The sequence below is a fragment of the Halomonas sp. PGE1 genome (assembly GCF_013000985.1).
Lineage (GTDB): Bacteria > Pseudomonadota > Gammaproteobacteria > Pseudomonadales > Halomonadaceae > Halomonas > Halomonas alkalicola.
On record NZ_CP053032.1, the window covers coordinates 201,648 to 227,915 of the forward strand.

Here is a 26,268-nt window from a genome sequence, read left to right on the forward strand (position 1 = left end):
CCTGCCCCGACGGCGAAGCGAGCCCTCACTTCGTCGGCAGCAGCCGCGCCAGGCCCTCGAGGGTGCGCGCCAGCGCCCCGCGGTTGGCCGCCACCACGGCGCGGCCCGCCTCGCCGAGCCGGCGCCGCTCGGCGGGGTCGGCGAAGAGCGCCGCCAGGGCGGCGGCCAGCGCCGCCTCATCGGCCGCCTCTACCAGGGCCTCGGCCTCGCGCAGCACCTCGGCCACCTCCGCGAAGTTGGCAAGCGCAGGCCCCGTGAGCACCGGCACGCCGAGGGCGGCCGGCTCCAGCAGGTTGTGGCCGCCGATCGGCACCAGGCTGCCCCCCACGAAGGCGAGATCCGCCGCGCCATAGAACGCCAGCAGCTCCCCCATGGTGTCGCCCAGGTAAACGGCCGAGGTGGCCGTGGGCCACTCGTCCCGGGAGCGGCGCGCCGCGGGCATGCCCGCCTGCTCGCAGAGCGCCGCCACGCCATCGAAGCGCTGGGGATGGCGCGGCACCAGCACCAGCAGCGCCTCGGGAAGAACCTCGCGGAGTCGCGCATGGGCGGCCAGCAGCGCCGTCTCCTCGCCCTCGTGGGTGGAACCGGCCACCCACATCGGGCGCTCACCGAACCGGGTGCGCAAGCGCTCACTCACCTCGAGAGCCTTGTCATCGAGGGCGATATCGAACTTTAGCGAGCCCACTACCGTCGTGCGCGCCTCGGCCATGCCCAGCTCGAGAAAGCGTTCGGCATCGGCTCTCGACTTGGCCGCCAGCCAGTCGACGCAGGCCAGCGCCTCGCGCATCAGGGGGCGCAGGCGGCGGTAGCCGCGGAAGGCCCTGGGCGAGAGCCGGCCATTGACCACCGTCACCGGCACCCCCTGGCGCCGGCAGGCAGCCAGCAGGTTGGGCCACAGCTCGGTCTCGAAGAAGAGCGCCAGCGCCGGCCGCAGCCGGGTGACGAAGCGCGCCGCGGCGCCGGGAAAGTCCAGCGGCACGAAGCGGTGGACGAGGCGGTCGTCGTCGCGGGCCGCCGCCAGGGCCCGGGCGCGCTCGGCGCCGGTGGCGGTCATGGTGGTGAGGGTCAGGCGATGCCCGGGGTAGCGCGAGAGCAGCGCCTCGATCAGCGGGCGGGCCGCCAGCACCTCGCCCACGGAGGCACAGTGCAGCCACAGCATGGGCTCGCCGGGCGGCGTCTCGGGAATGCGCCCCAGGCGCAGGGCCCGGGGACTCTCGCCGCCCTCCCCGCGGGCGTCAGTGAGCGCATGCTCACGGCGGATGCGCCGCCAGATCAGCGGTGACAGCAGATGCAGCGCCGCCGAGTAGAGCCCCCGGGCCCAGCCCATCAGGTCTCGCGGTCGAGGATGGTGGAGATCATCGCCGTGGTGGAGACGCCATCCTCGAAGCCGAGCACCCGGACCTCACCGCCGGCCTCGCGCACCGCGGCACCGCCGGCGATCTGCTCGGGGCGGTAGTCGCCCCCCTTGACCAGCACGTCGGGCAGCACCGCCTCGATCAGCCGCTGGGGCGTGTCCTCGGCGAAGGGCACCACCCAGTCCACGGCGCCCAAGCCCGCCAGCACCTGCATGCGCCGGGCCAGGGGGTTGATGGGGCGCTTGGGCCCCTTGAGGCGCGCGATGGAGGCGTCGTCGTTGACCGCCACGATCAGTCGGTCGCCCAGCTTGCGGGCCTGCTCCAGGTAGGCCACATGGCCGGCGTGCAGGATATCGAAGCAGCCGTTGGTCATCACCACCCGCTCGCCGCGGGCCTGGGCGGCGCGTACCGCCTCGGTCAGCGGCGCCTCCTCAATCACCCCGAACTCCGCCAGCTTGTCGCCGTGCAGGGCGGTATAGAGCTCGGCGATGGAGAGGGTCGCGGTGCCCTGCTTGGCCACCACCAGGCCGGCGGCCAGGTTGGCCAGGGTCATCGCCTCGGGGAAGGCGTGGCCGGCGGCCAGGGCCAGGCCCAGCACCCCGATCACGGTGTCGCCGGCGCCGGTGACGTCGTAGACCTCACGGGCCCGGGTCGGCAGGTGCAGCGGCTCGTGCCCCTCGCGGATCAGGGTCATGCCCTTCTCGCTGCGGGTGATCAAGAGCGCCTCGAGCTCCAGATCGGCGCGCAGCGCCTCGCCACGCTCGGCCAGCTCGGCGTCGTCGCGGCAGTGGCCCACCACCGCCTCGAACTCCGCCAGGTTGGGGGTGATCACGCTGGCCCCGCGGTAGCGGGAGAAGTCGCTGCCCTTGGGGTCCACCAGCACCCGCTTGCCGCTGGCACGCACCAGGCGGATCAGCTCCTGGACGCGGTTCAGGGTGCCCTTGCCGTAGTCGGAGAGGATGACGAGGTCCGCCTCGGGCAGCGCCTCTTCCACCCGCGCCAGCAGCGCCGAGGTATCTACCTCGCCGAGCCCCTCCTCGAAATCGAGGCGGATCAGCTGCTGGTTGCGGCTCATCACCCTGAGCTTGGTGATGGTGGGAATGCCGGGGCTCCTGGCGAAGTGAGTGCCCACTCCGGCATCTTCCAGGCGGGACACCAGGCGGTCGGCGTTGTCGTCATCCCCCACCAGGCCTGCCAGGGCCGCACGGGCGCCCAGGGAGGCGATATTGAGCGCCACGTTGGCGGCGCCGCCGGGGCGGTCCTCGCTCTGCTCGACCCGCACCACCGGCACCGGCGCCTCGGGGGAGATCCGCGAGGTGCCACCGTGCCAGTAGCGGTCGAGCATGACGTCGCCCACCACCAGCAGGCGTGAGCGCTCCAGGGCGGTCAGATCAAGTTTCATCGTCGGGAAGCTCCCTTTCCGGGTGGGTGGCGGCGGCGTGGTCGAGCACCGCCTCCAGGCGCTCGATCACATCCTCGGCGTGGATCAGCGACATGGCGTCGGGGTGGCGCACCCGCTGTCCCCAGGGGATCTCCTCCAGGGACTTGTGCAGGTAGCTGCGCACGGCATCCGGGTAGCGATCGACCACGAACTCCCGCCAGCAGTAGGGGGCGGCGCGATCGGGGTTGGTGGTGGCATAGAGCCCCACCACCGGCGTGCCCATGGCATTGGCCATATGCACCGGCCCGGAGTCCGGGGCGATGACGGCGCGGGCGCGGGCAATCAGCGCCAGCAGGCCCTTCAGCGAGGTGCCACCGATGGCATCGATCACCGAGCCGGGCTCGCACAACGACTGGATCCGCTCGCCCATCTCGCGCTCCTGGGTGCTGCCGCCGCCGGTGAGCAGCGTCGGCAGGCCGTGCTGCTGCCAGGCGTGCTGGATCACCGCCGCATAGCCCTCGGCAGACCAGTTGCGGAAGTTGCGCAGCCGCGGGTTGGCGCAGGGGCTCATCAGCAGGTAGGGGGCGTCACCGGTCAGCGCCAGGGCCTCGTCATAGGCCGCCTCGGGCACCGGCAGGTCCCATGCCAGGGAGAGGTCCTCCACGCCCAGCAGGCGCGCGAAGTCCAGGAAGGAGTCCAGCACGTGGGCCCGGGGATGGGGCGCCAGCTGGCGATGGGTGAACCAGTGCTGGGCATCCTTGGCGCGCGCCTTGTCATAGCCCACCCGCACCCCGGCCTTGAGGCCGAGCGAGAGCACGCTGGCGCGAAGCGCCTGCTGCATGTGCAGCAGCACGTCGAAGCGGGTGTCGGCCAGCTCGCGCCACAGCGCACGCATGCCGGCAAGCCCGGTGGCCTTGTCGTAGACCACGAACTCGACCCCGGAGAGGCCGGCCAGTAGACTGTGCTCGCCCTTGCCGATGATCCAGGTGATGCGCGCCTCGGGCCACTGGCGCTGCAGGGCGCGAACCGTCGGTACCAGGTTGCAGACATCGCCCAGAGCGGAGAGTCGCAGCACGCCGATGTGTCGGGGTTGTGCAGGCAGAGGATGCTTCATGGGGTTGGCAACGTGTCGAGCGGGAAAGGTTTTCATTCTATATGATGCGGCGCGTTTATGTGACGCCGCGGCCGAAGTGCCGCCCGGGCCGCAGCTCGTCGACCCCGACCACTGGCGGAGCCAGGGGCGAGTCACCGGCGAGGCGCCGGGGCGCGGCGCCAGCCTCTTCCTGGACGCCGGCAGCGGCCACGAGTGGGTGCTGCGCCCCTACCGCCGCGGCGGCCTGATCGCCCGGCTCAGCGCAAAGCGCTACCTGTGGACCGGTCTCGAGCAGACCCGCGCCTTCCGCGAACTGCGCCTGACCGCCGCCCTTCATGAACGCGGCCTGCCGGTGCCCCGCCCGGTGGCCGCCGCCGTCACCCGCCTTGGCCTCACCTACGAGGCCACCCTGATCACCGAGCGCCTCCCCGGCGCCCGTGCCCTGGCCGAGCGGCTCGAGGCTCGCCAGGCAGGCGACGCGCTGCTCGCCGAGGTGGGGCGGACGATCCGCCGCTTCCACGACGCCGGCCTCGACCACGTCGATCTCAACGCCCGCAACCTGCTGGTGGATGAGGCACAGTGCATCTGGCTGATCGACCTGGACCGCTGCCGGCTGCGCCCGAAGGGCGCCTGGCAGGCCGCCAACCTGGCACGCCTCGAACGCTCGCTGGTGAAGTTCGGCGCCGGTGATGCCATGGCGCCGATCCGGCGGGGCTACGGGGAGGGCTGAGCCTTTCCAAGCGTGCCAGCATACTCCTCGGTCAGGCTGGCCACGTGGGCCGCCAGGGTAAAGTCTTCCTCGACGCGGTGCCGCGCCGCCTGCCCCAGGCGCTGGCGCAGCTCGGCGTCATCGGCCAGCTCGGCCAGGGCGGCGGCCCAGGCCGCGGCGTCCTCGGGGGGCGCCAGGCGCCCCGTCTCGACATCCAGCAGTTCGGGAATCGCCCCGCTGTCGCTGCCGATGACCGCCTTGCCGGCCGCCATGGCCTCGATCACCGTCAGGCCGAAGGCCTCGTTGCGCGAGGGCACGCAGACGATGTCCAGCGCAACGAACAGCCGCGGCAGGTCGCGGCGAAAGCCGGTGAAGGCGATGCGTGACGCAAGCCCCAGCTCATCGATGCGCCGACGCAGGGCCGCCACATGGGCCTCGTCGCTGCCCTCCCCCGCCGTCAGGCCGCCGATCAGCACCCCGTGCCAGGCAAGCTCGGGCAGAGTCTCGGCCAGGCGAGCCAGCGCCTCTATCCACACCTCCTGCCCCTTGCCCGGCGTCAGCCGCCCCGGCAGGCCGATGGCCACGGCCCCCTCGGGCACCCCCAGCTCGCGGCGCAGAGCGGCGCGCGCCTCGTCATCGAGGCATGGCGCATAGGGAGCGGGGTCGATGCCCAGGTAGAGGCGGCGGATGCGCTCGGCGGGCAGCGGGAAGGCCGCCAGGTTGCGCTGGCGGGTCGCCTCGCTGATGGAGAAGAGCCGGGTCACTCGCCCGTAGGCCCAGCGATGGTAGGGATCCTTCTTGGGCCGGGTGACCCCCATGTGGTCGGTGAAGAAGAGGCGCAGCGACGGCCGCAGGGTAGCCAGCAGGGCCCCCAGGCGCAGGTCGCTGGACTTGTGGCAGTGGATCACCTCGATCCCGTGGGCCTTCAGGTAGGCGAGCACGCGCCCCACGGCCAGCAGCGCCCGCCCCCTCGAGGCCAGGGTTAGCGGCTCGACGCCGGCCTCGCGGAAGCTCTCGGCGACCCGGGAGCCGGCCAGGGCCAGGCCGTGGGCCTGCCACCCCTGGCGGGCCAGCTCGGGTATAATCCGAGACGGATACATTTCCAGTCCGCCCCAGCCGCTGGAGAGACAGATATGCAGGACCTTGTGCGACAAGGCTGACTCCTTCGGTATCTCGGGGCTCGGGAGCCCGGATGACTGCTACTTCCGCTGCCCCGGGCGCGTCCTCGCGCCTGCTGGTGGTTCGCAACGACAAGCTTGGCGATTTCATGCTGGCGTGGCCGGCGCTGGCCCGCCTCAAGGCGGCCCGCCCGACCCCCCATGTCAGCGTGCTGGTGCCGGCCTACACGGCGCCCATGGCGCGACTCTGCCCCTGGGTCGACCGGGTGCTGGTCGATCCGGGCGAGAAGGCCGACCGCCACGAACGCCGGCGCCTTCTGGCCGAGGTGAAGGCGGCACGCTTCGATGCGCTGCTCACGCTCTTCTCCACGCCGCGTATCGGCTGGCTGGGGTGGCGTGCGGGCATTCCGCTGCGCCTGGCCCCGGCCACCAAGTGGGCGCAGCTATTCTACAACCGAAGGGTGGTGCAGCGCAGGTCGCGCTCGGAAAAGCCGGAATACCGCTACAACATCGAGCTGGCCGAGGCGCTGCTGACCGAGCTCGGCCTTGCCTCGGGGACCGCCCCCGAGCCTCCCTACTGGCCCCTCCCGGACGGCGAGCGCCGGGCCCAGCGCGAGCGCCTCGCCGAGGAGCTCGCGCTCGACCCGACGCGGCCCTGGGTGTTCCTGCACGGAGGCAGCGGCGGTTCGGCGGTCAACCTCTCCCCCGCGCAGTATGTGCGGCTGGTGCAGGAGGTGGACGCCCGCCTGCAGGGGGCGCGGCGAGCCCAGTGGGTGCTGACCGCCGGCCCCGGCGAGGAGGCCACCGCCGAGGCGATCCTGGCCCCGCTGCGCGAAGCTGGCATCGAGGTTCATCGCCTGCCGCCGCGGGCCGGCCTGGATGACTTCGCCCGGACGCTGGCGGCGGCGGATCTCTTCATCGCCGGCTCCACCGGGCCGCTGCATCTCGCCGGCTGCCTGGATCTCGCCACCGCCGGTTTCTACCCGGCCCACCGCTCCGCCACCCCCCTGCGCTGGCAGACCTGCAACCGCGCCGATCACCGCCTCGCCTTCTGCCCGCCCGCCAGCGCCGGCGAGCAGGACATGGCAACGATCGAGATCCCCGCGGCGGCCGAGGCGATCAGCGATCTCTTGCGCCGTCTTCCGGCGGCGGTGACGTCCGGGTCCTGATCCACAGGTCGGCGTATTTGGCGAAGGTGGAGTGGGCCGAGAGCAGCGCCAGCAGCAGCCCCTGCCGGCCGTCGAGGAAGCCCGCCTTGAGCAGGTACATGCGCAGGAAGCAGCCGATACCGTGGCCGATGCCCGCGGCGAGGCTGCCGCGCTTGCCGCGGGCCTCACGCTGCTCGGCCCAGGCCTGGGCGTAGTGGGCAGACTTCTCGAGGTAGTGGCGCAGGTCGCGGTAGGTGTAGTGGAGCAGGTCGCCCTCGAGAGGCCGCACCGCCAGCCCCTCGGGGTTTTCCAGCTTCTCGTGGACCAGGGCCTCGTTGTAGCCGGCACGCCCCCGGGGGTAGAGGCGCGCCACCCGATCCGGGTACCAGCCGGAATGGCGAATGAAGCCACCGAAGCACCATGAGAGCCGCGGCAGGGTATAGATCGCAAGGGTATCCCTTGCCACGGCGGCCTGCAGGCTCTCGCGCAGCTCCGGCGTTACCCGCTCGTCGGCGTCCACCATCAGGATCCAGTCGCTCTCCACCAGGGCTTCCGCCCTCTGTCGCTGGACACCGAATCCCTGCCAGTCATCCTTCATCACCACCCTGTCGGTAAACTCGCGCGCGACCTCTCGGGTCCTGTCGGTGCTGCCGGCATCCACCACCACGATCTCATCGACCCAGGCGAGGCTTTCCAGACAGGCAGGCAGGTGGTCCTGCTCATTCTTGACGATGAGCACGGCGGCAATGGACATGGCGTTTCCTTGGCAGAGGTTTGGCAGATGCCCAGTGTACGGCGACCGTCACCCCGGGACCAATGTGCTGGCCGGCGCGACTTGATAAGCTGGGTCGCAGGATCATCACCGATGCACACCCATGTCACGTCAACCGCTTGTCTCATCTCTGCGCCACCCTCGCTGGTGGGCGCTGCTCGCCATCGGGCTCTGCCTGGGCTACGCCATCGTCACGGTCAGCCTGCTGCCCTTCCGGGCCCTGCCGCTGATTGCCGGCGCCTGGCTGGGCGCCGGCTGGCTGCTGCGTTGGGGGGCGCCTGGCCAGCCGCATCCGCCGACCCGAACCTGGCCCTGGTCCCTGCTGCCGATCGCGCTGTGGGGGCTCTATGTCTACCTCAACGACAGCTTCGGCATCGTCGACCTGGGGGCGATCTTCTTCCACCTCCAGGCGGGCATCTCCGACCACGGCGGCAGCGACCGCCTGGTCGCCGCCGTGCTCTACAGCCTGAGCATGCTCGCCCTGCTGGCGGCCTTCACCTGGCTGGTACGGACCGACCACCGTTGGCGCCAGGGCGAGCGGCTGCTGGCCCTGGTGCTGCTGGCCAGCAACCCGCTGCTCTACGGCATGGGTCAGCGCGGCGCGGCCATCGTCACCGACGATGGCGCCTGGCTGGACCGCCGCTACGTGGCGCCGGTGATCGAGCAGGCCCCGTCCGATCCGCCCAACTTGCTGCTGCTCTACCTGGAGAGCATCGAGCGCACCTACGCCGACCGCGAGCGCTTCGGCGACGCCTATGCCGACCTCGATGCGCTGGGCGCGCGCGGCCGGGTCTTCGAGGGGATTCGCCAGCTCGACAATACCGGCTGGACCATGGCCGGGATGATCGCCAGCCAGTGCGGCACGCCGCTGATGCCCGCCGGCCTGCTGCATGACCGCCAGTTCTCGCCGCTGGACAAGATGGTGCCGGGGGTCGACTGCCTGGGGGATCTCCTGGCCGAACAGGGCTACCGGCTCAGCTACCTGGGCGGTGCCAGCACCGCCTTCGCCGGCAAGGGGCTCTTCTACGAGGGCCACGGCTTCGACACCGTGATGGGACGCGAGGAGCTGGCACCTCGGCTGGAGGATCCGGAGTATCTGAACAACTGGGGGCTCCACGACGACTCGCTCTATGACTTCACCGTCGAGGAGATCCGCCGGCTGGAGGCCGAACACGACGGCCCCTGGGGCGTGGTCAACCTCACCATCGCCGGCCACGCCCCCAACGGATATCCCGCCCAGAGCTGCATCGATCGCCAGGGAGAGTTCGACGGCGTCGACATCCTCTACTCGGTGGAATGCTCGGCCTGGCTGGCCCGGGACCTGGTGGAGCGCCTGGAGGCCGAGGGGCTGCTGGACAACACCCTGGTGGTGGTCGCCAGCGACCACCTGACCATGCGGGTCTCGGCCTGGGACCAGCTGATCGCCGGCGAGCGCGACAACACCTTCATGCTGCTGGGGCCCGGCATCGAGAGCGGGAGCCGCACCCGACGTGAAGCCTCCATGGTGGACCTCTTCCCCACCATCCTCGAGGCCATGGGCTTCGGCATCGAAGGCCACCGGGCGGGGCTCGGTGTCTCGCTGCTGGCCGACACCGAGACACTGACCCTGGTGGAGCGTCACGGGCTGGAGGGAGTCAACGCCCGCATGCGGGAAGAGAGCGCCCTCCAGCAGCGGCTCTGGGAAGGGCTGGTTCCCCAGGGCCGCGACGGGGACCCGGCGGCAGAGCCGCAGCAGCGTGACGAGCAGGTGGTGGAGACCCCCCAGGACGCGACCGGCGAAGGGCCGGCGAGCGTCCAGTAGGCCGGGCTACGCCTCCTCGACGGGGAGACGCCGCTCGGCCGCCAGCACCGCTGCCAGCAGCCGCTCGGGGGAGAGCTCGACGAGACAGCGGGTATGGCCCAGGGGGCAGGTCCGGGCGAAGCAGGGGGAGCAGTCGAGGCCCAGCGTGTGGATCTCGGCGCTGTCGGTGAGCGGGGGGGTGTAGGCCGGCGAGGAGGAGCCATAGAGGGCGTGCACCCGGGTACCCACCGCCGCCGCCACGTGCATCAGCCCCGAGTCGTTGGTGACCACCTGGCGGCAGTCGGCCAGCAGGTCCACGGCGTCGGCCAGCCGTGTCCGCCCGCAGAGGTTGTGGACATGCTCCAGCCCCCGGGCGATCGCCTCGCCGGCCTCGGCATCCTTGGGGCCACCCAGCACCCGCACCTCGAACCCCTCGGCCACCAGCGCCTCGGCCAGGGTGCGAAAGTGCTCGAGCGGCCACTGCTTGGCGGGACCGTACTCGGCCCCCGGCATCATGCCGATGGCCGGGCGTGACGAGAGCCCGTGAGCCCGACGCAGCTCGGCGAGATTGGCGGCATCCACGGCGAGGCGCGGGCGCGGTATCGGGACGTGACCATCGAGCGTCTCCCCGGCGGGCAGCCCCAGGGCCACGAAGCGCTTCACCGTCTGGTCGAGCACGGCCTTGTCGAGCCGGCGTCGCTCGTTGAGCAGACCATAGCGCTGCTCGCCGGTAAAGCCGACACGCTGCGGAATGCGCGCCAGCCAGGGCACCAGCGCCGACTTCCAGGAACGCGGCAGCACGATGGCGCGATCGAAGCGGCCGCGCAGCGAGCGGGCCAGGGCGCGCCGGGTTGCCCAGCCGAACTCGCCATGGCCCACGTCCAGGGCGACCGCCTCGTCCACCTCGGGCATGCGCTCGAGCACCGGCAGCGACCAGCCGGGCGCCACCACGCCGAGGCGGCAGCCCGGATGGCGCGCCTTGAGGGTCATGAACAGGCTCTGGGCCATCACCATGTCGCCGACCCAGGAGGGGCCAACCACCAGGATCCGCTCGCCGCCGGACTCTCCCGGAGGGGCCGGCTCAGCCATTCAGCCACTCCAGGTACTCGCCGACCCCCTCGGCCACGGTGCGAAACTCGCGGTCGTAGCCCGCCCGGCGCAGGCTGCCGATGTCGGCACGGGTGTAGCTCTGGTAGCGCCCCTTGAGCTCTTCGGGAAAGTCGATGTACTCGATGGTGCCGCGGCCGTAGTAGTCGATTACCGCCTCGCCGATCGCCTTGAAAGGCTCGGCGCGACCGCTGCCCAGATTGAAGATACCGGACACCTGGGGATTGTCGAGGAACCACAGGTTCACGCTGACCACATCGCCCACGTAGACGAAGTCGCGACTCTGCATGCCGGCCTCATAGCCCTCCCAGGCACCGAACAGCTTGACGCTGTCGCCGCCGCGGATCTGGGTGTGGTGATGATAGGCGACGCTGGCCATCTTGCCCTTGTGCTGCTCCCGGGGGCCGTAGACATTGAAGTAGCGAAAGCCCACCACCTGGCTCTCGAACTCATCCCAGCGGGCGCGCACGTACTGATCGAAGAGCAGCTTGGAGTAGCCGTAGACGTTGAGCGGCTTCTCGTGCTCCGGCGCCTCCACGAACACCTCGCTGCCGCCGTAGGTGGCCGCCGAGGAGGCGTAGAGGAAGGGGATGCCGCGCTTCTGGCAGAAGTGCAGCAGCACCTTGGAGTACTCGAAGTTGTTGTCGAGCATGAAGCGACCGTCCCACTCGGTGGTGTCCGAGCAGGCCCCCTCGTGGAAGATCGCCTCGATCTCGGGCAGCTGGGCCGGCTCGCCGCGCAGCTCCGCCTCGACCCGGCGACGGAAGTCGTCCTTGTCCAGGTAGTCGCCGAGGGTGCAGTCGGCCAGGTTGACGAACTTGGTGCCGTCCGACAGATCGTCGACCACCATCACATCCTGGCGGCCGCGCTCGTTGAGCGCCTTCACCAGATTCGAGCCGATGAAGCCGGCTCCGCCTGTCACTACGATCATGGGGATATCCTCTGTCTCGGGGCGTGCGCCTATAACCGATCTTCCGGTGATTGTATACTTGACGACCTGTGAATTCATGGCCAACGGTGCTTTCCGCAATGACTCTCTCGTCCTCGACATCCGCGCCGACCTCCGGGCCGGCGCCTGACGTCTCGACCTTCCAGGGGTTGATCCTGGCCCTGCAGCAGTACTGGGCCGACCAGGGCTGCGTGATCCTTCAGCCCCTCGACATGGAGGTCGGCGCCGGCACCTTCCATCCGGCCACCTTCCTGCGCGCCATCGGCCCCGAGACCTGGAACTCCGCCTATGTGCAGCCGTCGCGCCGCCCCACCGACGGCCGCTACGGCGAGAACCCCAACCGCCTGCAGCACTACTACCAGTTCCAGGTGGTGATGAAGCCCTCCCCCGCCGACTTCCAGGAGCTCTACCTGGGCTCCCTCAAGCACCTCGGCCTGGACCCGCTGGTGCACGACATCCGCTTCGTCGAGGACAACTGGGAGTCCCCCACCCTGGGCGCCTGGGGGCTGGGCTGGGAGATCTGGCTCAACGGCATGGAGGTGACCCAGTTCACCTACTTCCAGCAGGCCGGTGGCATCGAGTGCTACCCGGTCACCGGCGAGCTCACCTATGGCCTCGAGCGCATCGCCATGTACCTGCAGAACGTCGACAGCGTCTACGACCTGGTCTGGACCGTGGCACCGGACGGCTCCAGGGTCACCTACGGCGATGTCTACCTGCAGAACGAGCGCGAGCAGTCCGCCTACAACTTCGAGCATGCCGACGTCGACTTCCTGTTCGGCGCCTTCGACCAGCAGGAGCGCGACTGCGCCCGCCTGCTCGAGGCCGGCCTGCCGCTGCCCGCCTACGAGCAGGTGCTCAAGGCCTCCCACACCTTCAACCTGCTCGACGCCCGCCACGCCATCTCGGTCACCGAACGCCAGCGCTTCATCCTGCGCGTGCGCACCATGGCCCGGGACGTGGCCCACGCCTACTACGACTCCCGCAAGGCCGCCGGCTTCCCGCTGGCTCCCGAAGCCCTGCGGAAGGAACTGCTTGCCGACGAGGGAGACGCTTGAGCATGGCTGCCAACACCCTGCTGGTTGAACTGGGCGTCGAGGAACTGCCGCCGAACGCCATCGACGCCCTCTCCGACGCCCTGGCCGATGGCCTGCGTCGCGGGCTCGCCGACGCCGAGGTGGCCCATGGCGAGGTACGCGCCTACGCCACCCCGCGCCGCCTGGCGGTGCGGATCGAGGCGCTGGCCGACAGCCAGCCCGACCGCGAGGTGGAAAAGCGCGGCCCAGCGCTCGCCGCCGCCTTCAAGGATGGCCAGCCCACCAAGGCCGCCGAGGGCTTTGCGCGCTCCTGCGGCGTCACCGTCGACGACCTGATTCACCTGGAGACCGACAAGGGCACTTGGCTCGGCTATCGCGAGCAGCAGCAGGGGGAATCCACCGCTGCCCTGCTGCCCGCCATCCTGCAGAAGGCCATCGCCGCCCTGCCGGTGCCCAAGAACATGCGCTGGGGGGCTTCCCGGGTGGAGTTCTCTCGCCCGGTACACTGGCTGGTCGTGCTGTTCGGCAGCGAGGTGGTCGAGGCCGAGGCCCTGGGCCTGACGGCGGGGCGCACCACCTACGGCCACCGCTTCCACGCTCCCGCCGCCATCGAGCTGGCCCATGCCGATGACTACCTCGAGGCGCTGGAGCAGGCCTGGGTGCTGGCCGACCGCGACCGCCGTCGGGAGCGCATCCGCGAGCAGGTGCTGGCCGAGGCGGAGGTCCAGGAGGCCACCGCGGTGATCGACGAGGATCTGCTGGTCGAGGTCAGCGGCCTGGTGGAGTGGCCGGTAGCCCTGACCGGCAGCTTCGACGAGCGCTTCCTGGAGGTACCGGCGGAGTCGCTGATTTCCTCCATGAAGGCCAACCAGAAGTACTTCCACCTGCTCGATGAGGCGGGCAAGCTCAAGCCACTCTTCATCACCATCTCGAATATCGAAAGCTCCGACCCCCAGCAGGTGATCGAGGGCAACGAGAAGGTGATCCGCCCCCGCCTGGCCGATGCCGCCTTCTTCTACGACACGGATCGCAAGCGGCCCCTCGCTTCGCGCATCGACGAGCTCGCCGGCGTGGTGTTCCAGCAGCAGCTCGGCACCCTGGCCGACAAGGCCCACCGCAGTGCCGCCGTGGCCGCCTTCATTGCCGGCCAGATCGGCGGCGACGTGGGCCACGCTCGCCGCGCCGCGGAGCTCGCCAAGTGCGACCTGGTCACCGAGATGGTGCTCGAGTTCCCCGAACTGCAGGGCATCATGGGCCGCTATTACGCCGAGCATGATGGCGAGGCCGCCGACGTCGCCCAGGCACTGGAGGAGCAGTACCTGCCGCGCTTCGCCGCCGACGCCATCCCCCACAGCCGCACCGGGCTGGCCCTGGCCCTGGCCGACCGCCTGGACACCCTGTCCGGTATCTTCGGCATCGGCCAGCGTCCCACCGGCACCAAGGACCCCTTCGCCCTGCGCCGCGCGGCCATCGGCGTGCTCAACATCCTGGTCAAGGGTGAGCTGAACCTCGACCTGCGCGAGCTGCTCGAGCTGGCCGCCGCCCAGCATCAGGAGCTGCCCTATGCCGAGAAGCTGGTGGACGAGGTGCTCGGCTACATGCTCGACCGCTTCCGCGCCTGGGGCCAGGACGAGGGCATCTCCGCCGAGGCCTACCTGGCCGTACGCGCCCGCCCAGTCACCCGCCCGCTGGATTTCGCCCGGCGGCTGCGTGCGGTCCAGGCCTTTGCCGGCCGCGAGGAGGCAGCCGCCCTGGCCGCGGCCAATAAGCGGGTCTCCAACATCCTGGCCAAGCAGGCCGATGAGGTGGGCAGCCAGGTCGACGCCGGCGTGCTTCAGGAGGCGGCCGAGCTGGCCCTTCACGAGGCGGTCAGCGCCCAGCGCGAACGCGTGATGCCGCTGTTCGCCGAGGGCCGCTATGCCGAGGCGCTGGACGCCCTGGCCGGCCTGCGGGAGCCGGTGGATGCCTTCTTCGACCAGGTCATGGTGATGGCCGACGATCCGGCCATTCGCGCCAACCGTCTGGCGCTGCTGGCCAGCCTGCGTGCGCTCTTCCTGGAAGTGGCGGATATCGCCCAGCTGCAGCAGTAACACTGGGCAAAGGGAACGAAGGCCGGCAGCCAGCGCTGCCGGCCTTTTTCATGCCCGGCGAACGGGTGCGTGTTTCACGTGAAACAACCACGCCGTACTCGTCATCTATGGCCGGGCCGCTTGGCAGGACGTGTTCCACGTGAAACACTCCCCCTCTCGCTGACCGCAGGAGCCCGACCGAATGCCCTCCCCCGACCGCCTGGTGATCCTCGATCGCGACGGTGTCATCAACCGCGATTCCGATGCCTATGTGAAATCCCTGGCCGAGTGGATCCCCTACCCCAGCGCCATCCAGGCAATTGCCCGGCTGAGCCGGGCCGGCTGGACGGTGGCAGTGGCCACCAACCAGTCCGGCATCGCCCGTGGCTACTATGACGAGGCCACCCTGGCCGAGATGCACGAAGAGCTCGGTCGGCTGGTGAAGGAGGCCGGCGGCGACATCGACCATATCGCCTGGTGCCCCCACGGCCCTGGCGATGAGTGTGACTGCCGCAAGCCGCTGCCCGGCCTCCTGGAGCAGATCCGTGTCGAGCTCGGCATGCAGACCCTCGCCGGCAGCTGGATGGTGGGTGACAGCCTGCGCGACCTCCAGGCCGGCGAACCCATGGGTTGCCGGCCGGTGCTGGTTCGCACCGGCAAGGGGGAACGCACCCTGGCCAGCCACCCGGAACTGGCGGCAGAGGGCAGCGACACCCACGTCTTCGACGACCTGGCCGGCTTCGTCGACTGGCTGTTGGCGCGGCCATAGCAGCAGGCAGAGGACCCGCCGCCTCGGCTGCCCGGTTAACGAAGAAGGCCCGCCTCGAGATCGAGGCGGGCCTTCTTCTGTCTTTCAGCTTCATCCCGGCGCCTGGCGCCAAGCCATGTTTCACGTGAAACATGGCCTCACCTGATCGATGGGCGTCACACGTCGAGATTGGCCACCAGCGCATTGCGCTCGATGAAGTCGCGACGCGGCTCCACCTCGTCCCCCATGAGGGTGTTGAACATCATGTCCGCCCCCACGGCATCCTCGATGGTGACCCGCAGCATGCGGCGAGTCTCGGGGTTCATGGTGGTCTCCCAGAGCTGATCCGGGTTCATCTCCCCCAGCCCCTTGTAGCGCTGGATCGACAGCCCGCGCTGGGCCTCGGTCATCAGCCACTCCAGCGCCTCGTAGAAGGTCGAGACGCGCTTCTGACGCTCCCCGCGGGCCACATGGGCGCCCTCCTCCAGCAGGCCATCGAGGTTCTCGCCCAGCTCGGCCATGCCGCGGTAGTCGGCGCTGGTGAAGAAATCGATGCCCCACACATAGTCGGTGGTCACGCCATGAGCGGTGAGCGTCACCGCCGGCAGGTAGAGGCTCCGCTCGGTGTCCTCCTCAAGCCGGAAGGTGTAGCGCGGGCCACCCTCATAGGCCACCACGGCATCCATCTCGCCCTGCAGGTGGTCGATCCAGTTCTGCATGGTCACACGATCCCGCAGGCTGGCCTCGCCGTCCAGGCGCGCCGCATGCACGATCCGCTTGAGCACCTCGATGGGATAGACCCGCGACAGGCGATCGATGCGGCGCATCACTTCACGATACTGGTTGACGAGCCCTTCCAGCTGGGAACCGCTGATCCCCGGTGCGTCGGCGTTGACATAGAGACGGGCACCGTCCATCGCGGTGGCCGTCACGTAGTCGGTCATCGCCTGCTCATCCTTGAGGTAGAGCTCCTGCTTGCCACGCTTGACCTTGTAGAGGGGCGGCTGGGCGATGAAGACGTGGCCGCGCTCGATCAGCTGTGACATCTGGCGGAAGAAGAAGGTCAGCAGCAGGGTCCGGATATGGGAGCCGTCCACGTCGGCATCGGTCATGATGATGATCGAGTGGTAGCGCAGCTTGTCCGGATTGAACTCCTCGCGGCCGATGCCACAGCCCAGGGCGGTGATCAGGGTGCCCACCTCCGCGGAAGAGAGCATCTTGTCGAAGCGCGCCTTCTCCACGTTGAGGATCTTGCCCTTGAGCGGCAGGATCGCCTGGGTGCGACGGTCCCTGCCCTGCTTGGCGCTGCCACCGGCCGAGTCACCCTCGACCAGGAAGAGCTCGGAAAGGCTCGGGTCCTTCTCCTGACAGTCGGCCAGCTTGCCGGGCAGGCCGGCGATATCCAGCGCACCCTTGCGACGCGTCATGTCGCGGGCCTTGCGCGCCGCCTCTCGGGCGCGGGCGGCATCGAGCATCTTGTTGACGATCGACTTGGCCTCGTTGGGCTTCTCGATCAGGTAGTCGGAGAACAGTCGCCCCATCTCCTGCTCGACCGCTGTCTTCACCTCGGAGGAGACCAGCTTGTCCTTGGTCTGGGAGGAGAACTTGGGGTCCGGCACCTTCACCGAGATGATCGCCGTCAGGCCCTCGCGCGCGTCATCGCCGGAGGTGTTGATCTTGGACTTCTTGAGCAGGCCCTCGGCTTCGATATACGAATTGAGCGTCCGGGTCAGGGCGGCACGGAAGCCCGCCAGGTGCGTTCCGCCATCCCGCTGGGGAATGTTGTTGGTGTAGCAGAAGATGTTCTCGTTGAAGGAGTCGGACCACTGCATCGCCACTTCCACGCCCACCCCATCTTCGCGCTCGGCGTTGAAGTGGAAGACCGGATTGAGCACCGTCTTGTTGGTGTTGAGATGGTCGACGAAGGCCTTGAGGCCACCCTCATAGTGGAACAGCTCCTCCTTGCCGCTGCGCTCATCGATCAGGCGAATGGCCACGCCGGAGTTCAGGAAGGAGAGCTCCCGAAGACGCTTGGCCAGGATATCGTAATGGAATTCGATGTTGGCGAAGGTTTGCGGCGAGGGGCGGAAATGCACGCGGGTCCCGGTCTTCTCGGTCTTGCCCACTACGCCCAGCGGCGCCTGGGGCACCCCATGGTGATAGATCTGCTCGAACACCTCGCCGGCGCGCCAGATGGTCAGCTTGAGCTCCTCGGAGAGGGCGTTGACGACCGACACCCCCACACCGTGGAGGCCGCCGGAGACCTTGTAGGAGTTGTCGTCGAACTTGCCGCCGGCATGAAGCACCGTCATGATAACTTCCGCGGCGGAAACCCCCTCCTCCTCATGAATGTCGGTGGGCACCCCGCGGCCGTTGTCGCTGACCGTGATCGACTCGTCGGGGTGGATGACCACGCGGATCTCGCTGCAGTAACCGGCCAGCGCCTCGTCAATGGAGTTATCCACCAGCTCGAACACCATATGGTGCAGGCCCGTGCCGTCATCGGTGTCACCGATGTACATGCCGGGACGCTTGCGTACGGCATCCAGCCCCTTGAGTACCTTGATGCTCGATGAGTCGTAGGCCTGTTCGCTCATTGACTGCTCCATCATGAAGTCTGTCGTTCCAGTGGCGCCAGCTGCCCCTCTCCCGATGGCGAACGTTTCACGTGAAACATCGCGACGGGGGTGGCGGGCTGCCACAGATCTGCCAGGGCGTCGTGATCGACGCTGGTGATGAACGCCTGGCAGTGCATGCTTTCCAGCCAGTGGCAGAACACCCGTCGGTGGGCGCTGTCCAGCTCTGCCGGGAGATCGTCGATCAGGTAGAGGCAGTGTCGCCCCGTGGCGGCCTCCAGGAGCCGCCCCTGCGCCAGCTTGAGGGCACTCACCACCAGCTTCTGCTGGCCACGGGAGAGCACCTCCACGGCGGGGCGCCGATGCAGCCTGACCGCCAGGTCCGCCCGCTGCGGACCCTGCTGGGTAAAGCCCATCTGCCTGTCGACCTCCCTGCCCTGGCTCAGTATCTCACCGAGCTCACGGCGCCTGTCCCAGCCGCGCGTGTAGCGCAGCTGAAGGCCCGGCAACGGCATCAGGCCGGCCAGGGTCTCCTCGAAGACCGGGAGGAAGGCGTTGACCCAGGCGCTGCGCAGGGCATCGATGCGCTCGCTCCAGTGGACGAACTCGTGCTCCCAGGCCGACAGGGAAGCACCGTCCATTCTACCATGCCTGAGCAGGGCATTCCGATGTTTCAGCGCCCGACGGGCCCGCTGCCACGCCTCCAGGAAGTCATGTTTCACGTGAAACACTCCCCAGTCGAGGAACTCCCGTCGTCCCGCGGGAGGCCCCTCCAGGAGACGGAAGGCATCGGGATTGATCAGCTGAAGGGGGAGCGTCTCGACCAGGCGAGAGAGGCGGCTGACGCGTTCACCGGAGAGGCGGATCTCGAGTTCGCTCTCGTCCCGGCGCCGGCGCACGCCGAAGGGAATCGGGGGGTCACCCGCCAGGCGACCATGCAGGACCAGGCCCTCGGCATCATGGCCGATCACATGGCGCATCTGGCGGGTGCGGAAGGAGCGCCCCATGCCGAGCACATGGATACCCTCGAGCAGACTGGTCTTACCGCTGCCATTGTCTCCCGTGACCAGGTTGATTCGAGAACTCGGTTGAAAATCAATGGCTTGAAGGTTGCGAAGACCCTGAAAGGCGAGGCGATCTAGTGGCATGGAGAGATCCAGGCAGGGCGGCACCGCGGGTGCCGCCGCCAGTCACTAGAGACGCATGGGCATGACGACATAGAGAGCATCGCCGCCTCCCGGCTCCTCCATCAGCGCGCTGCTGTTGGGGTCGGCCAGGGTCATCTGCACACGGTCCTCGTCCAGGGCGTTGAGGACATCGATCAGGTAGCCGACGTTGAAGCCGATCTCGAGGCCGGGGCCGCTGTACTCGATGGCGATATTCTCCTCGGCCTCTTCCTGCTCGGGGTTGTTGGCCATCACCTTGAGGTTGCCTTCGGCCAGGTGCAGGCGCACGCCGCGGTACTTCTCGTTGGAGAGGATGGCGGTGCGCGAGAGCACCTGGCGCAGCTCGGCGCGCTCGGCGATGAACACCTTGTCGCCGCCGCGGGGGACCACCCGCTCGTAGTCGGGGAACTTGCCGTCCACCAGCTTGGAGGTGAAGGTGAAATCCCCCGTGTGAGCGCGGATGTGGCTGGCCCCGAGGGTCAGGCTGACCGGCTCCTCGCCGTCGTCCAGCAGGCGAACCAGCTCCAGGATGCCCTTGCGCGGCACGATGAGCTTCTGGGCCGGCTCCACCTGGATCTCGACGGGACGCGAGCAGACCGCCAGGCGATGGCCATCGGTGGCGACGGCACGCACCAGACCGGAGCGCATCTCCAGCAGCATCCCGTTCAGGTAGTAGCGCACGTCCTGCTGGGCCATGGCGAAGGAGGTGGCGTCGATCAGCTGCTTCAGAACGCCCCGCGGCAGGGCGAGCTCGATGCTGCCCTGGCTGTCCTCGATGTTGGGGAACTCCGCCACCGGCAGGGTCGAGAGCGTGAAGCGCGAGCGGCCGCTGCGCAGCACCGCCCTGCCCTCCTCCAGGGAGAGCTGGATCTCGGCATGGTCGGGCAGCGACTTGCAGATATCCATCAGCTTGCGCGCCGGCACGGTGGCGGCCCCCGGCTCATCCACCTGGCTGGCCACGGTGCGCCCGATCAGCTCCACTTCGAGGTCGGTGCCGGTGAGCGCTACCTGGTCCTGATCGACCTGGATCAGCACGTTGGAGAGTACCGGGAGAGTCTGGCGTCGCTCCACCACACCGGCCACCAGCGTCAGCGGTCGCAGCAGCGCTTCGCGGGAGATGGAAAATTTCATGTCGGCTCCACGTCTAGTCCTGAAGGATTGCGGCCCGTGCGGCCCGGGCCGAACGGCTAGGCAATCATTTAACCACAGCCGGGGCTCGGGGGGGCGCTGGGGGATGAGGGCAAGGAGTAGCGGCGATCGCGGCGCGGTGTCGCTCCGGCGCCCCATGCCGGAGGATCCGGCATTGGTGCCGTCAGCTGGTCAGCAGGCGCAGCAGGTTCTTGTAGTCTTCCCGGATATCGGCGCTCTCCTCCTGCAGCGACTTCACCTTGCGGCAGGCGTGCAGCACCGTGGTGTGGTCGCGACCACCGAAGGCATCGCCGATCTCGGGCAGGCTGTGGTTGGTCAGCTCCTTGGCCAGGGCCATGGCCACCTGGCGAGGGCGCGCCACCGAGCGCGAGCGACGCTTGGAAAGCAGGTCGGCAAGCTTGATCTTGTAGTACTCCGCCACGGTGCGCTGGATGTTGTCCACGCCCACCTGCTTGTCCTGCAGCGCCAGCAGGTCCTTGAGCGACTCGCGGATGAAGTCCTGGGTGATCGGCTTGCCCATGAAGTGGGAGTCGGCAATCACCTTCTTCAGGGCCCCTTCCAGCTCACGCACGTTGGAGCGGATCTTCTGGGCGATGAAGAAGGCCGCATCGTGAGGCAGGTCGACCTTGGCCTGGTCGGCCTTCTTCATCAGGATCGCGACGCGGGTCTCCAGCTCCGGCGGCTCGATGGCCACCGTCAGCCCCCAGCCGAAGCGCGACTTCAGGCGCTCCTCCACCCCGCTGATCTCCTTGGGATAGCGGTCGGAGGTGAGGATCATCTGCTGGCCGCCTTCGAGCAGGGCATTGAAGGTGTGGAAGAACTCCTCCTGGGAGCGCTCCTTGCCGGCGAAGAACTGGATGTCATCGATCAGCAGCGCGTCCACGCTGCGGTAGAAGCGCTTGAAGTCGTTGATGGCGTTGAGCTGCAACGCCTTGACCATGTCGGCCACGAAACGCTCGGAGTGCAGGTAGACCACCCGAGCATTCTCCCGCCGCCCGGCCAGGGCATTGCCAACGGCGTGCATCAGGTGGGTCTTGCCGAGGCCGACCCCGCCGTAGAGGAACAGCGGATTGTAGGCCCCTCCCGGATTCTCCGAGACCTGCCGCGAGGCGGCCCGGGCCAGCTGGTTGGACTTGCCCTCCACGAAGGTCTCGAAGGTGAAGTTGGGGTTCAGGCCACTGCTGTGCTTGAGGCTGCCCTCGACCTGCACCTGGCGCTCCCCGGCCGCCCGGCGGCCCGCGCCCTCCTCGCGCTGGGCGTCGAGCTCACGCTCATCGGCCACCTCACCACGCGGGGGAGTATGCACGGCGGGTGCCGCCGGGCGTCGTGGCGCGGCCGATACCGGGTTGCCCAGTTCGCGCGGCTGGGGCTGGGGCGCGGTGCGCCGACTGCCTACCGTCAGCACCACCTTGGGAGGCTTGGCCGGGGAGAGCTCGCGCATCAGCTCACCGATGCGCTTGGCATACTTGTCGCTGACCCAGTCGCGCACGAAGCGGTTGGGGGCCAGCAGACACAGCTCACCCGACTCCCCCTCTTCCGCCTGCAGCGGGCGAATCCAGGTGTTGAACTGCTGGGAGTTCAGCTCGTCCTGAAGGGTGTCCAGACACTGTTGCCAGAGAGCTAGCGCCACGCGGCCTCACCATCGGTTGGAAAACGGTCGCATATTGTATCGCCCCCGAGGATGGTTATCCACACCCCGCGGGCGCCGCGCCGCGGCTGTGGAAAACTTGCCCCGGACCTCGGGGATGGGTCCCGCCGAACGCTGGGGACAATATCTCGCTGTGGACGACTGGCGATTGCATCCACCGCTTCTGCACAGGACATCCCGTGCCATCCCACTGCCTGTCCACAGCCTAGGTCCTGCTGCAGAAGACTGTTTACGCTAGGGAAAGCCATCTTATCCACAGATACTGTCCCCACTATTAATAACAGGTTCTTTAAAAGGGATAGAAAATAGTAATAGTAGTTGTGGTGGTCGATGGCAGACCCGACGGCAGGGCTCGTGAGGCGCCTGTGCCGTCATCGCACTGGCGATCGCGTACGGAAAAATTGCACCCGGGCCGCGATATCACTACAATTTCCGGTCTTGAGCCGAATACCCCCGGGGTCCTCTGTGGAAACCGGACGCCTCGAAATTGTCGATTCTTCCTGAAAACCACGTGGGAATAACGAGTTATGAAACGCACCTTTCAGCCCAGCGTCCTGAAGCGTAAGCGCGTGCACGGTTTCCGTGCCCGTATGGCCACCAAGAACGGCCGTGCCGTCCTGGCCCGCCGTCGTGCCAAGGGCCGCAAGCGCCTGAGCGCCTGATCACGGACCCCAGGTGTCCCGTCAGGACTTCCCCCGCCGTCTGCGTCTGCTGACGGCCGGGGACTATCGGCAGGTCTTCGACAACGCGGTCTACAAGGTTCATGGCAAGGGCCTCATGGCCCTGGCGATTCCCAACGACCTTGGGCATCCACGCCTTGGCCTGATCGTCAGCAAGAAGAACCTTCGCCGTGCCGTCGACCGCAACCGCCTCAAGCGACTCGCCCGCGAATCCATACGCCTTCAGCAGCAGCGTCTGCCCGCCGTGGACATCGTGCTGATGGCCAGGCGAGGCGTGAAGGAGCTCGATAACGAGGTCCTGCATCGCCAGCTGCATGGGATGTGGCGACGTCTGGAGCGCGAGGCAAGCAAGGCCGCCGTCGACGACCAGCCAGGTACCGGGACACCCAGCGCGAACGCCAGTCAGGGCGGATGACCGGCCAACCAGGAGTCGTCACCATGTCGAGGCCCCTTTCCATGGTGTTCCCCGACCCTGCCGGTATCCCCGCCGAGAGTCCGTGTTCGGCACCCAGCCTGCCTCTGGCAGGCTTTTGTCTATCTCGGGCAGATGTTTTCCATCTCGCCCGCGGCAAGTTCACCACCCATCGGGCAGAAACCTCATGGACGTAAAACGACTCCTCTTGCTGATCCCCCTGGCGGTGCTCGCCTACCTGATCGTCGTGCAGTGGAATCAGGACTATGGCCAGGTCTCCCCTGAGCCCGAGGCCCCCTCCTTCACCAGCAGCCCGGCCAACGGCGAGGCCCAGCAGGCCGACCCGGATGGCCTGGCCGTGCCCGCCACGCCCAGCGCGTCGGGCGACGTCAGTCAGGCCATGCCCGGCGAGGTGAGCTCGCCCACCAGCAGCCGCGACCTGATCGCCGTGGTGACCGATGTGCTGGACCTGCGCATCGACCCCCAGGGCGGCGATATCGTCTACGCGGCCCTGCCCCAGCATCGCCTGACCCTGAACTCCGACCGCCCCTATGTGCTGCTCTCCGACAACGAGACGCGCAGCTACGTCGCGCGCTCCGGGCTCCAGCTGGACGGCCAGGCAGGACGTATCGCCTTCACACCGGAGCGCACCGAGTACCGCCTGAGCGAGGGTGAGGACCGCCTGGAAGTCGACCTCCGCGCCGAGGTCAACGGTGTCGACGTCATCAAGCGCTTCACCTTCGAGCGCGGCAGCTATGCAGTGGACGTCAACTACTACCTGGCCAACAACACCGAGGCACCGGTCACCGCGCGCTTCATTGGCCAGCTGGCCCGCGACAACAGCCCGGACCCCTCCAGCGGCGTGGCCCTGGGTATGAGCTCCTACCTGGGAGCGGCCTACTCCACCCAGGATAGCCGCTACGAGAAGGTCGACTTCGACGACATCCAGCGTGGTCGCTTCGAGAACCGTGACTCCCAGGGGGGCTGGGTGGCAATCATCCAGCACTACTTCGTCTCGGCCTGGGCGCCGCCCCAGAACCAGCAGAACCTCTTCTATGCCACCACCGACTCGCAGAACCGCAACGTCGCCGCCTTCGCCGGGCCGGTGACCAGCGTCGCCGCCGGGGGCGAGGCACGTCTGGGCGCGACCCTCTACATGGGTCCCAAGGTGCAGGACTACCTGGAGGCCGTGGCCCCCAACCTGCGACTCACCGTGGACTTCGGCTGGCTGTGGTTCATCGCCAACCCGCTGTTCTGGCTGCTCGACCAGATCCACAGCCTGATCGGCAACTGGGGCTGGTCCATCGTGCTTCTGACCATCGTGGTCAAGCTGGCCCTGTGGCCGCTCTCCGCCAAGGCCTACAAGTCCATGGCCCGCATGCGCAAGCTGGGGCCGGAGATGCAGCGCCTGAAGGAGCAGTATGGCGACGACCGCCAGAAGATGTCCCAGGAGATGATGAAGTTCTACCAGAAGGAGAAGATCAATCCTCTGGGCGGCTGTCTGCCGATCCTGGTGCAGATGCCGGTCTTCATCGCCCTCTACTGGATGCTGCTGGAGTCCGTGGAGCTGCGCCACGCGCCCTTCATGTTCTGGATCCAGGATCTCTCGGTGAAGGATCCCTTCTTCATCCTGCCGATCCTGATGGGCGCCTCCATGTTCGTGCAGCAGCTGCTCAACCCGACGCCTCCGGACCCGATGCAGGCGAAGATCATGCGCATGCTGCCCATCGTCTTCACCTTCTTCTTCCTGTGGTTCCCGGCCGGTCTGGTGATCTACTGGGTGGTGAACAACATCATCTCCATCGCCCAGCAGTACGCCATCACGCGCAAGATCGAGAACGATCCCACCGTCGGCAAGGGCATGAAGACCAAATAGCGTCGGCATGACGACCCGGTAGCGGAGAGTCCCTGCCGCACCTCCCCGGACCCCCGCCCCGTGCGGGGGTCTGGCGCTTACGGGGCCCGAAACGGACAATGGCCCCGCCACCACGAGGAGATTCCCATGGCCATCCTCCACGATCAGGACACCATCGCCGCCCTCGCCACGCCCCCCGGCCGGGGGGGCGTGGGCATCATCCGCGTCTCGGGGCCGCTGTGCGCCGCGATCGCCGAGGCGGTGGTGGGCCACTGCCCTGCCCCGCGCCGCGTCCACTACGGGCCCTTCCGGGGCGAATCGGCGGTGATCGACGAGGGTATCGCCCTCTACTTCGCCGGACCCCACTCCTTCACCGGCGAGGACGTGCTGGAACTCCAGGGGCACGGTGGTCCGGTGATCATGGACCTGCTGCTGGAGCGCTGCGTGGCGCTCGGCGCTCGGCTGGCCCGCCCCGGGGAGTTCTCCGAACGCGCCTTCCTCAACGACAAGCTCGACCTGGCCCAGGCCGAGGCGATCGCCGACCTGATCGACGCCAGCTCCCGGGCCGCCGCCGAGAATGCCCTGCGCTCCCTGCAGGGGGACTTCTCGCGCCGGGTCGAGGCGCTGGTGCAGCGGCTCATCGAGCTGCGCATCTACGTGGAGGCGGCCATCGATTTCCCCGAGGAGGAGATCGATTTCCTGGCCGACGGCAAGGTGGCCGAGCGGCTCGACGGGGTGATGGCGGAGCTTTCGGCGGTGCGCGCCGCCGCCGGCCAGGGGGCGCTGATGCGCGAGGGCATGAGCGTGGTGATCGCCGGCCGGCCCAACGCCGGCAAGTCGAGCCTGCTCAACGCCCTCACCGAGCAGGAGACCGCCATCGTCACCGATATCGCCGGCACCACCCGGGACGTGCTCCGCGAGCACATCCACATCGATGGCATGCCGCTGCACATCATCGATACCGCCGGCCTGCGCGACACCCCGGACGCCGTGGAACAGATCGGCGTGGCACGGGCCTGGGCGGAGATCGAGAAGGCGGACCGGGTGCTGCTGCTGGTGGACGCCACCACTACCGACTCCCTCGACCCCATGGCGATCTGGCCCGAGTTCGTGGCCAGGCTGCCGGACCCGAGGCGGCTGACGCTGGTGCGCAACAAGATCGACACCACCCGGGACGCGCCCGGCATCGAGTTATCCACAGCCACCCCGGTGATCCGGCTTTCCGCCCGGACCGGTGCGGGTGTGGATAACCTGAAGGCCCATCTCAAGGAGGTGATGGGCTACAGCGGCACCACCGAGGGGCGCTTCTCGGCACGCCGGCGCCACCTGGATGCCCTGGACAGGGCGCGACAGGCCCTGGAGAACGGCGAGGCTCAGCTGGCCGGCTTCGGTGCCGGCGAACTGCTGGCCGAGGACCTGCGCGACGCCCAGCAGGCGCTGGGCGAGATCACCGGAGAATTCAGCGCCGACGATCTTCTCGGCGAGATCTTCGGCAGCTTCTGCATCGGGAAATAGC

At 68.4% G+C, this 26,268-nt stretch carries 21 protein-coding genes; 10 read left to right on the forward strand and 11 right to left on the reverse strand.

All coding sequences use genetic code 11. The features are described from left to right. Positions 1-25 precede the first annotated feature (25 nt). The 3 genes from waaA to HIR79_RS01035 are packed head-to-tail and all read right to left on the reverse strand — an operon-like array spanning position 26 to position 3,850. Positions 26-1,327, reverse strand: coding sequence for a lipid IV(A) 3-deoxy-D-manno-octulosonic acid transferase (gene waaA, locus HIR79_RS01025; protein WP_169956114.1), 1,302 nt, complete (start codon positions 1,325-1,327; stop codon positions 26-28). Next, positions 1,327-2,757 carry a bifunctional D-glycero-beta-D-manno-heptose-7-phosphate kinase/D-glycero-beta-D-manno-heptose 1-phosphate adenylyltransferase HldE gene (gene hldE, locus HIR79_RS01030; RefSeq protein ID WP_169956116.1) on the reverse strand — a complete coding sequence of 477 codons (1,431 nt, stop codon included), beginning with the start codon at positions 2,755-2,757 and terminating at the stop codon, positions 1,327-1,329. The genes waaA and hldE overlap by 1 nt, the downstream gene beginning before the upstream one ends. Next, positions 2,747-3,850, reverse strand: a complete 1,104-nt coding sequence (locus HIR79_RS01035; protein WP_169956118.1) for a glycosyltransferase family 9 protein — start codon at positions 3,848-3,850, stop codon at positions 2,747-2,749. The genes hldE and HIR79_RS01035 overlap by 11 nt, the downstream gene beginning before the upstream one ends. On the opposite strand from HIR79_RS01035, the gene HIR79_RS01040 reads away from it, so the two are divergent. Continuing rightward, the gene (locus HIR79_RS01040) at positions 3,849-4,559 is read left to right on the forward strand and encodes a 3-deoxy-D-manno-octulosonic acid kinase (protein ID WP_169956120.1); all 711 of its coding nucleotides are present in this window, start codon (positions 3,849-3,851) and stop codon (positions 4,557-4,559) included. The genes HIR79_RS01035 and HIR79_RS01040 overlap by 2 nt on opposite strands. Here the strand turns inward: HIR79_RS01040 and HIR79_RS01045 are convergent. Continuing rightward, the gene (locus HIR79_RS01045; protein ID WP_249322212.1) at positions 4,544-5,692 is read right to left on the reverse strand and encodes a glycosyltransferase family 4 protein; all 1,149 of its coding nucleotides are present in this window, start codon (positions 5,690-5,692) and stop codon (positions 4,544-4,546) included. The genes HIR79_RS01040 and HIR79_RS01045 overlap by 16 nt on opposite strands. 38 nt (positions 5,693-5,730) lie before the next feature. On the opposite strand from HIR79_RS01045, the gene HIR79_RS01050 reads away from it, so the two are divergent. Continuing rightward, positions 5,731-6,825 (forward strand): glycosyltransferase family 9 protein, encoded by a 1,095-nt coding sequence (locus tag HIR79_RS01050; RefSeq protein ID WP_169956122.1) that lies wholly within the window; start codon positions 5,731-5,733, stop codon positions 6,823-6,825. Here HIR79_RS01050 and HIR79_RS01055 read toward each other — a convergent pair. Further along, positions 6,776-7,558: a glycosyltransferase family 2 protein gene (locus tag HIR79_RS01055; RefSeq protein ID WP_169956123.1), complete on the reverse strand. Its 783-nt coding sequence runs from the start codon at positions 7,556-7,558 to the stop codon at positions 6,776-6,778. The genes HIR79_RS01050 and HIR79_RS01055 overlap by 50 nt on opposite strands. Before the next feature lie 121 nt (positions 7,559-7,679). Between HIR79_RS01055 and HIR79_RS01060 the strand changes: the two genes are divergently transcribed. Then, entirely contained in the window at positions 7,680-9,377 is a 1,698-nt protein-coding gene (locus HIR79_RS01060; RefSeq protein WP_169956125.1) for a sulfatase-like hydrolase/transferase, read from the forward strand. A gap of 6 nt (positions 9,378-9,383) precedes the next feature. Here HIR79_RS01060 and waaF read toward each other — a convergent pair whose 3' ends face one another. Both waaF and rfaD read right to left on the reverse strand, forming a co-directional pair. Then, positions 9,384-10,445 (reverse strand): lipopolysaccharide heptosyltransferase II, encoded by a 1,062-nt coding sequence (gene waaF / locus HIR79_RS01065; protein ID WP_169956127.1) that lies wholly within the window; start codon positions 10,443-10,445, stop codon positions 9,384-9,386. Continuing rightward, the gene (gene rfaD, locus HIR79_RS01070; protein ID WP_169956130.1) at positions 10,438-11,394 is read right to left on the reverse strand and encodes an ADP-glyceromanno-heptose 6-epimerase; all 957 of its coding nucleotides are present in this window, start codon (positions 11,392-11,394) and stop codon (positions 10,438-10,440) included. The genes waaF and rfaD overlap by 8 nt, the downstream gene beginning before the upstream one ends. Positions 11,395-11,492: 98 nt before the next feature. On the opposite strand from rfaD, the gene glyQ reads away from it, so the two are divergent. The 3 genes from glyQ (at position 11,493) to gmhB (ending at position 15,287) form a co-directional block, all read left to right on the forward strand. Beyond that, positions 11,493-12,470: a glycine--tRNA ligase subunit alpha gene (gene glyQ, locus HIR79_RS01075; RefSeq protein WP_110069093.1), complete on the forward strand. Its 978-nt coding sequence runs from the start codon at positions 11,493-11,495 to the stop codon at positions 12,468-12,470. A gap of 2 nt (positions 12,471-12,472) precedes the next feature. Then, positions 12,473-14,539: a glycine--tRNA ligase subunit beta gene (gene glyS, locus HIR79_RS01080; RefSeq protein ID WP_169956132.1), complete on the forward strand. Its 2,067-nt coding sequence runs from the start codon at positions 12,473-12,475 to the stop codon at positions 14,537-14,539. A 181-nt stretch (positions 14,540-14,720) separates the two neighbouring features. Further along, positions 14,721-15,287, forward strand: a complete 567-nt coding sequence (gmhB, locus tag HIR79_RS01085) for a D-glycero-beta-D-manno-heptose 1,7-bisphosphate 7-phosphatase (RefSeq protein ID WP_169956134.1) — start codon at positions 14,721-14,723, stop codon at positions 15,285-15,287. A gap of 155 nt (positions 15,288-15,442) precedes the next feature. Here gmhB and gyrB read toward each other — a convergent pair whose 3' ends face one another. The 4 genes from gyrB to dnaA all read right to left on the reverse strand — a co-directional run bounded on the left by gyrB (position 15,443) and on the right by dnaA (position 21,787). Further along, complete coding sequence (gene gyrB, locus HIR79_RS01090) at positions 15,443-17,863, reverse strand: DNA topoisomerase (ATP-hydrolyzing) subunit B (RefSeq protein WP_169956136.1); 2,421 nt, start codon at positions 17,861-17,863, stop codon at positions 15,443-15,445. A gap of 11 nt (positions 17,864-17,874) precedes the next feature. Next, positions 17,875-18,990, reverse strand: coding sequence for a DNA replication/repair protein RecF (gene recF, locus HIR79_RS01095; RefSeq protein ID WP_169956138.1), 1,116 nt, complete (start codon positions 18,988-18,990; stop codon positions 17,875-17,877). 45 nt (positions 18,991-19,035) lie between these two features. Beyond that, positions 19,036-20,139 (reverse strand): DNA polymerase III subunit beta, encoded by a 1,104-nt coding sequence (dnaN, locus tag HIR79_RS01100; protein WP_169956140.1) that lies wholly within the window; start codon positions 20,137-20,139, stop codon positions 19,036-19,038. Positions 20,140-20,320: 181 nt separating this feature from the next. Continuing rightward, the gene (gene dnaA, locus HIR79_RS01105) at positions 20,321-21,787 is read right to left on the reverse strand and encodes a chromosomal replication initiator protein DnaA (RefSeq protein WP_169956142.1); all 1,467 of its coding nucleotides are present in this window, start codon (positions 21,785-21,787) and stop codon (positions 20,321-20,323) included. Between the two features lie 545 nt (positions 21,788-22,332). Here dnaA and rpmH point away from each other — a divergent pair. The 4 genes from rpmH (at position 22,333) to mnmE (ending at position 26,267) form a co-directional block, all read left to right on the forward strand. Beyond that, positions 22,333-22,467, forward strand: coding sequence for a 50S ribosomal protein L34 (gene rpmH, locus HIR79_RS01110; RefSeq protein WP_010626003.1), 135 nt, complete (start codon positions 22,333-22,335; stop codon positions 22,465-22,467). Positions 22,468-22,480: 13 nt separating this feature from the next. Further along, the gene (rnpA, locus tag HIR79_RS01115; RefSeq protein ID WP_169956144.1) at positions 22,481-22,900 is read left to right on the forward strand and encodes a ribonuclease P protein component; all 420 of its coding nucleotides are present in this window, start codon (positions 22,481-22,483) and stop codon (positions 22,898-22,900) included. Positions 22,901-23,084: 184 nt separating this feature from the next. Beyond that, positions 23,085-24,773, forward strand: coding sequence for a membrane protein insertase YidC (yidC, locus tag HIR79_RS01120; protein ID WP_169956146.1), 1,689 nt, complete (start codon positions 23,085-23,087; stop codon positions 24,771-24,773). Positions 24,774-24,899: 126 nt separating this feature from the next. Next, the gene (mnmE, locus tag HIR79_RS01125; protein ID WP_169956148.1) at positions 24,900-26,267 is read left to right on the forward strand and encodes a tRNA uridine-5-carboxymethylaminomethyl(34) synthesis GTPase MnmE; all 1,368 of its coding nucleotides are present in this window, start codon (positions 24,900-24,902) and stop codon (positions 26,265-26,267) included. Position 26,268 lies beyond the last annotated feature (1 nt).

Bases quoted from the DNA above. Each gene is read 5' to 3' on its own strand.
- waaA (WP_169956114.1), bottom strand. From the start codon at position 1,327: ATGGGCTGGGCCCGGGGGCTCTACTCGGCGGCGCTGCATCTGCTGTCA.
- hldE (WP_169956116.1), bottom strand. From the start codon at position 2,757: ATGAAACTTGATCTGACCGCCCTGGAGCGCTCACGCCTGCTGGTGGTG.
- HIR79_RS01040 (WP_169956120.1), top strand. From the start codon at position 3,849: ATGGGGTTGGCAACGTGTCGAGCGGGAAAGGTTTTCATTCTATATGAT.
- HIR79_RS01035 (WP_169956118.1), bottom strand. From the start codon at position 3,850: ATGAAGCATCCTCTGCCTGCACAACCCCGACACATCGGCGTGCTGCGA.
- HIR79_RS01050 (WP_169956122.1), top strand. From the start codon at position 5,731: ATGACTGCTACTTCCGCTGCCCCGGGCGCGTCCTCGCGCCTGCTGGTG.
- HIR79_RS01055 (WP_169956123.1), bottom strand. From the start codon at position 7,558: ATGTCCATTGCCGCCGTGCTCATCGTCAAGAATGAGCAGGACCACCTG.
- HIR79_RS01060 (WP_169956125.1), top strand. From the start codon at position 7,680: ATGTCACGTCAACCGCTTGTCTCATCTCTGCGCCACCCTCGCTGGTGG.
- waaF (WP_169956127.1), bottom strand. From the start codon at position 10,445: ATGGCTGAGCCGGCCCCTCCGGGAGAGTCCGGCGGCGAGCGGATCCTG.
- rfaD (WP_169956130.1), bottom strand. From the start codon at position 11,394: ATGATCGTAGTGACAGGCGGAGCCGGCTTCATCGGCTCGAATCTGGTG.
- glyQ (WP_110069093.1), top strand. From the start codon at position 11,493: ATGACTCTCTCGTCCTCGACATCCGCGCCGACCTCCGGGCCGGCGCCT.
- glyS (WP_169956132.1), top strand. From the start codon at position 12,473: ATGGCTGCCAACACCCTGCTGGTTGAACTGGGCGTCGAGGAACTGCCG.
- gmhB (WP_169956134.1), top strand. From the start codon at position 14,721: ATGCCCTCCCCCGACCGCCTGGTGATCCTCGATCGCGACGGTGTCATC.
- gyrB (WP_169956136.1), bottom strand. From the start codon at position 17,863: ATGAGCGAACAGGCCTACGACTCATCGAGCATCAAGGTACTCAAGGGG.
- recF (WP_169956138.1), bottom strand. From the start codon at position 18,990: ATGCCACTAGATCGCCTCGCCTTTCAGGGTCTTCGCAACCTTCAAGCC.
- dnaN (WP_169956140.1), bottom strand. From the start codon at position 20,139: ATGAAATTTTCCATCTCCCGCGAAGCGCTGCTGCGACCGCTGACGCTG.
- rpmH (WP_010626003.1), top strand. From the start codon at position 22,333: ATGAAACGCACCTTTCAGCCCAGCGTCCTGAAGCGTAAGCGCGTGCAC.
- yidC (WP_169956146.1), top strand. From the start codon at position 23,085: ATGGACGTAAAACGACTCCTCTTGCTGATCCCCCTGGCGGTGCTCGCC.
- mnmE (WP_169956148.1), top strand. From the start codon at position 24,900: ATGGCCATCCTCCACGATCAGGACACCATCGCCGCCCTCGCCACGCCC.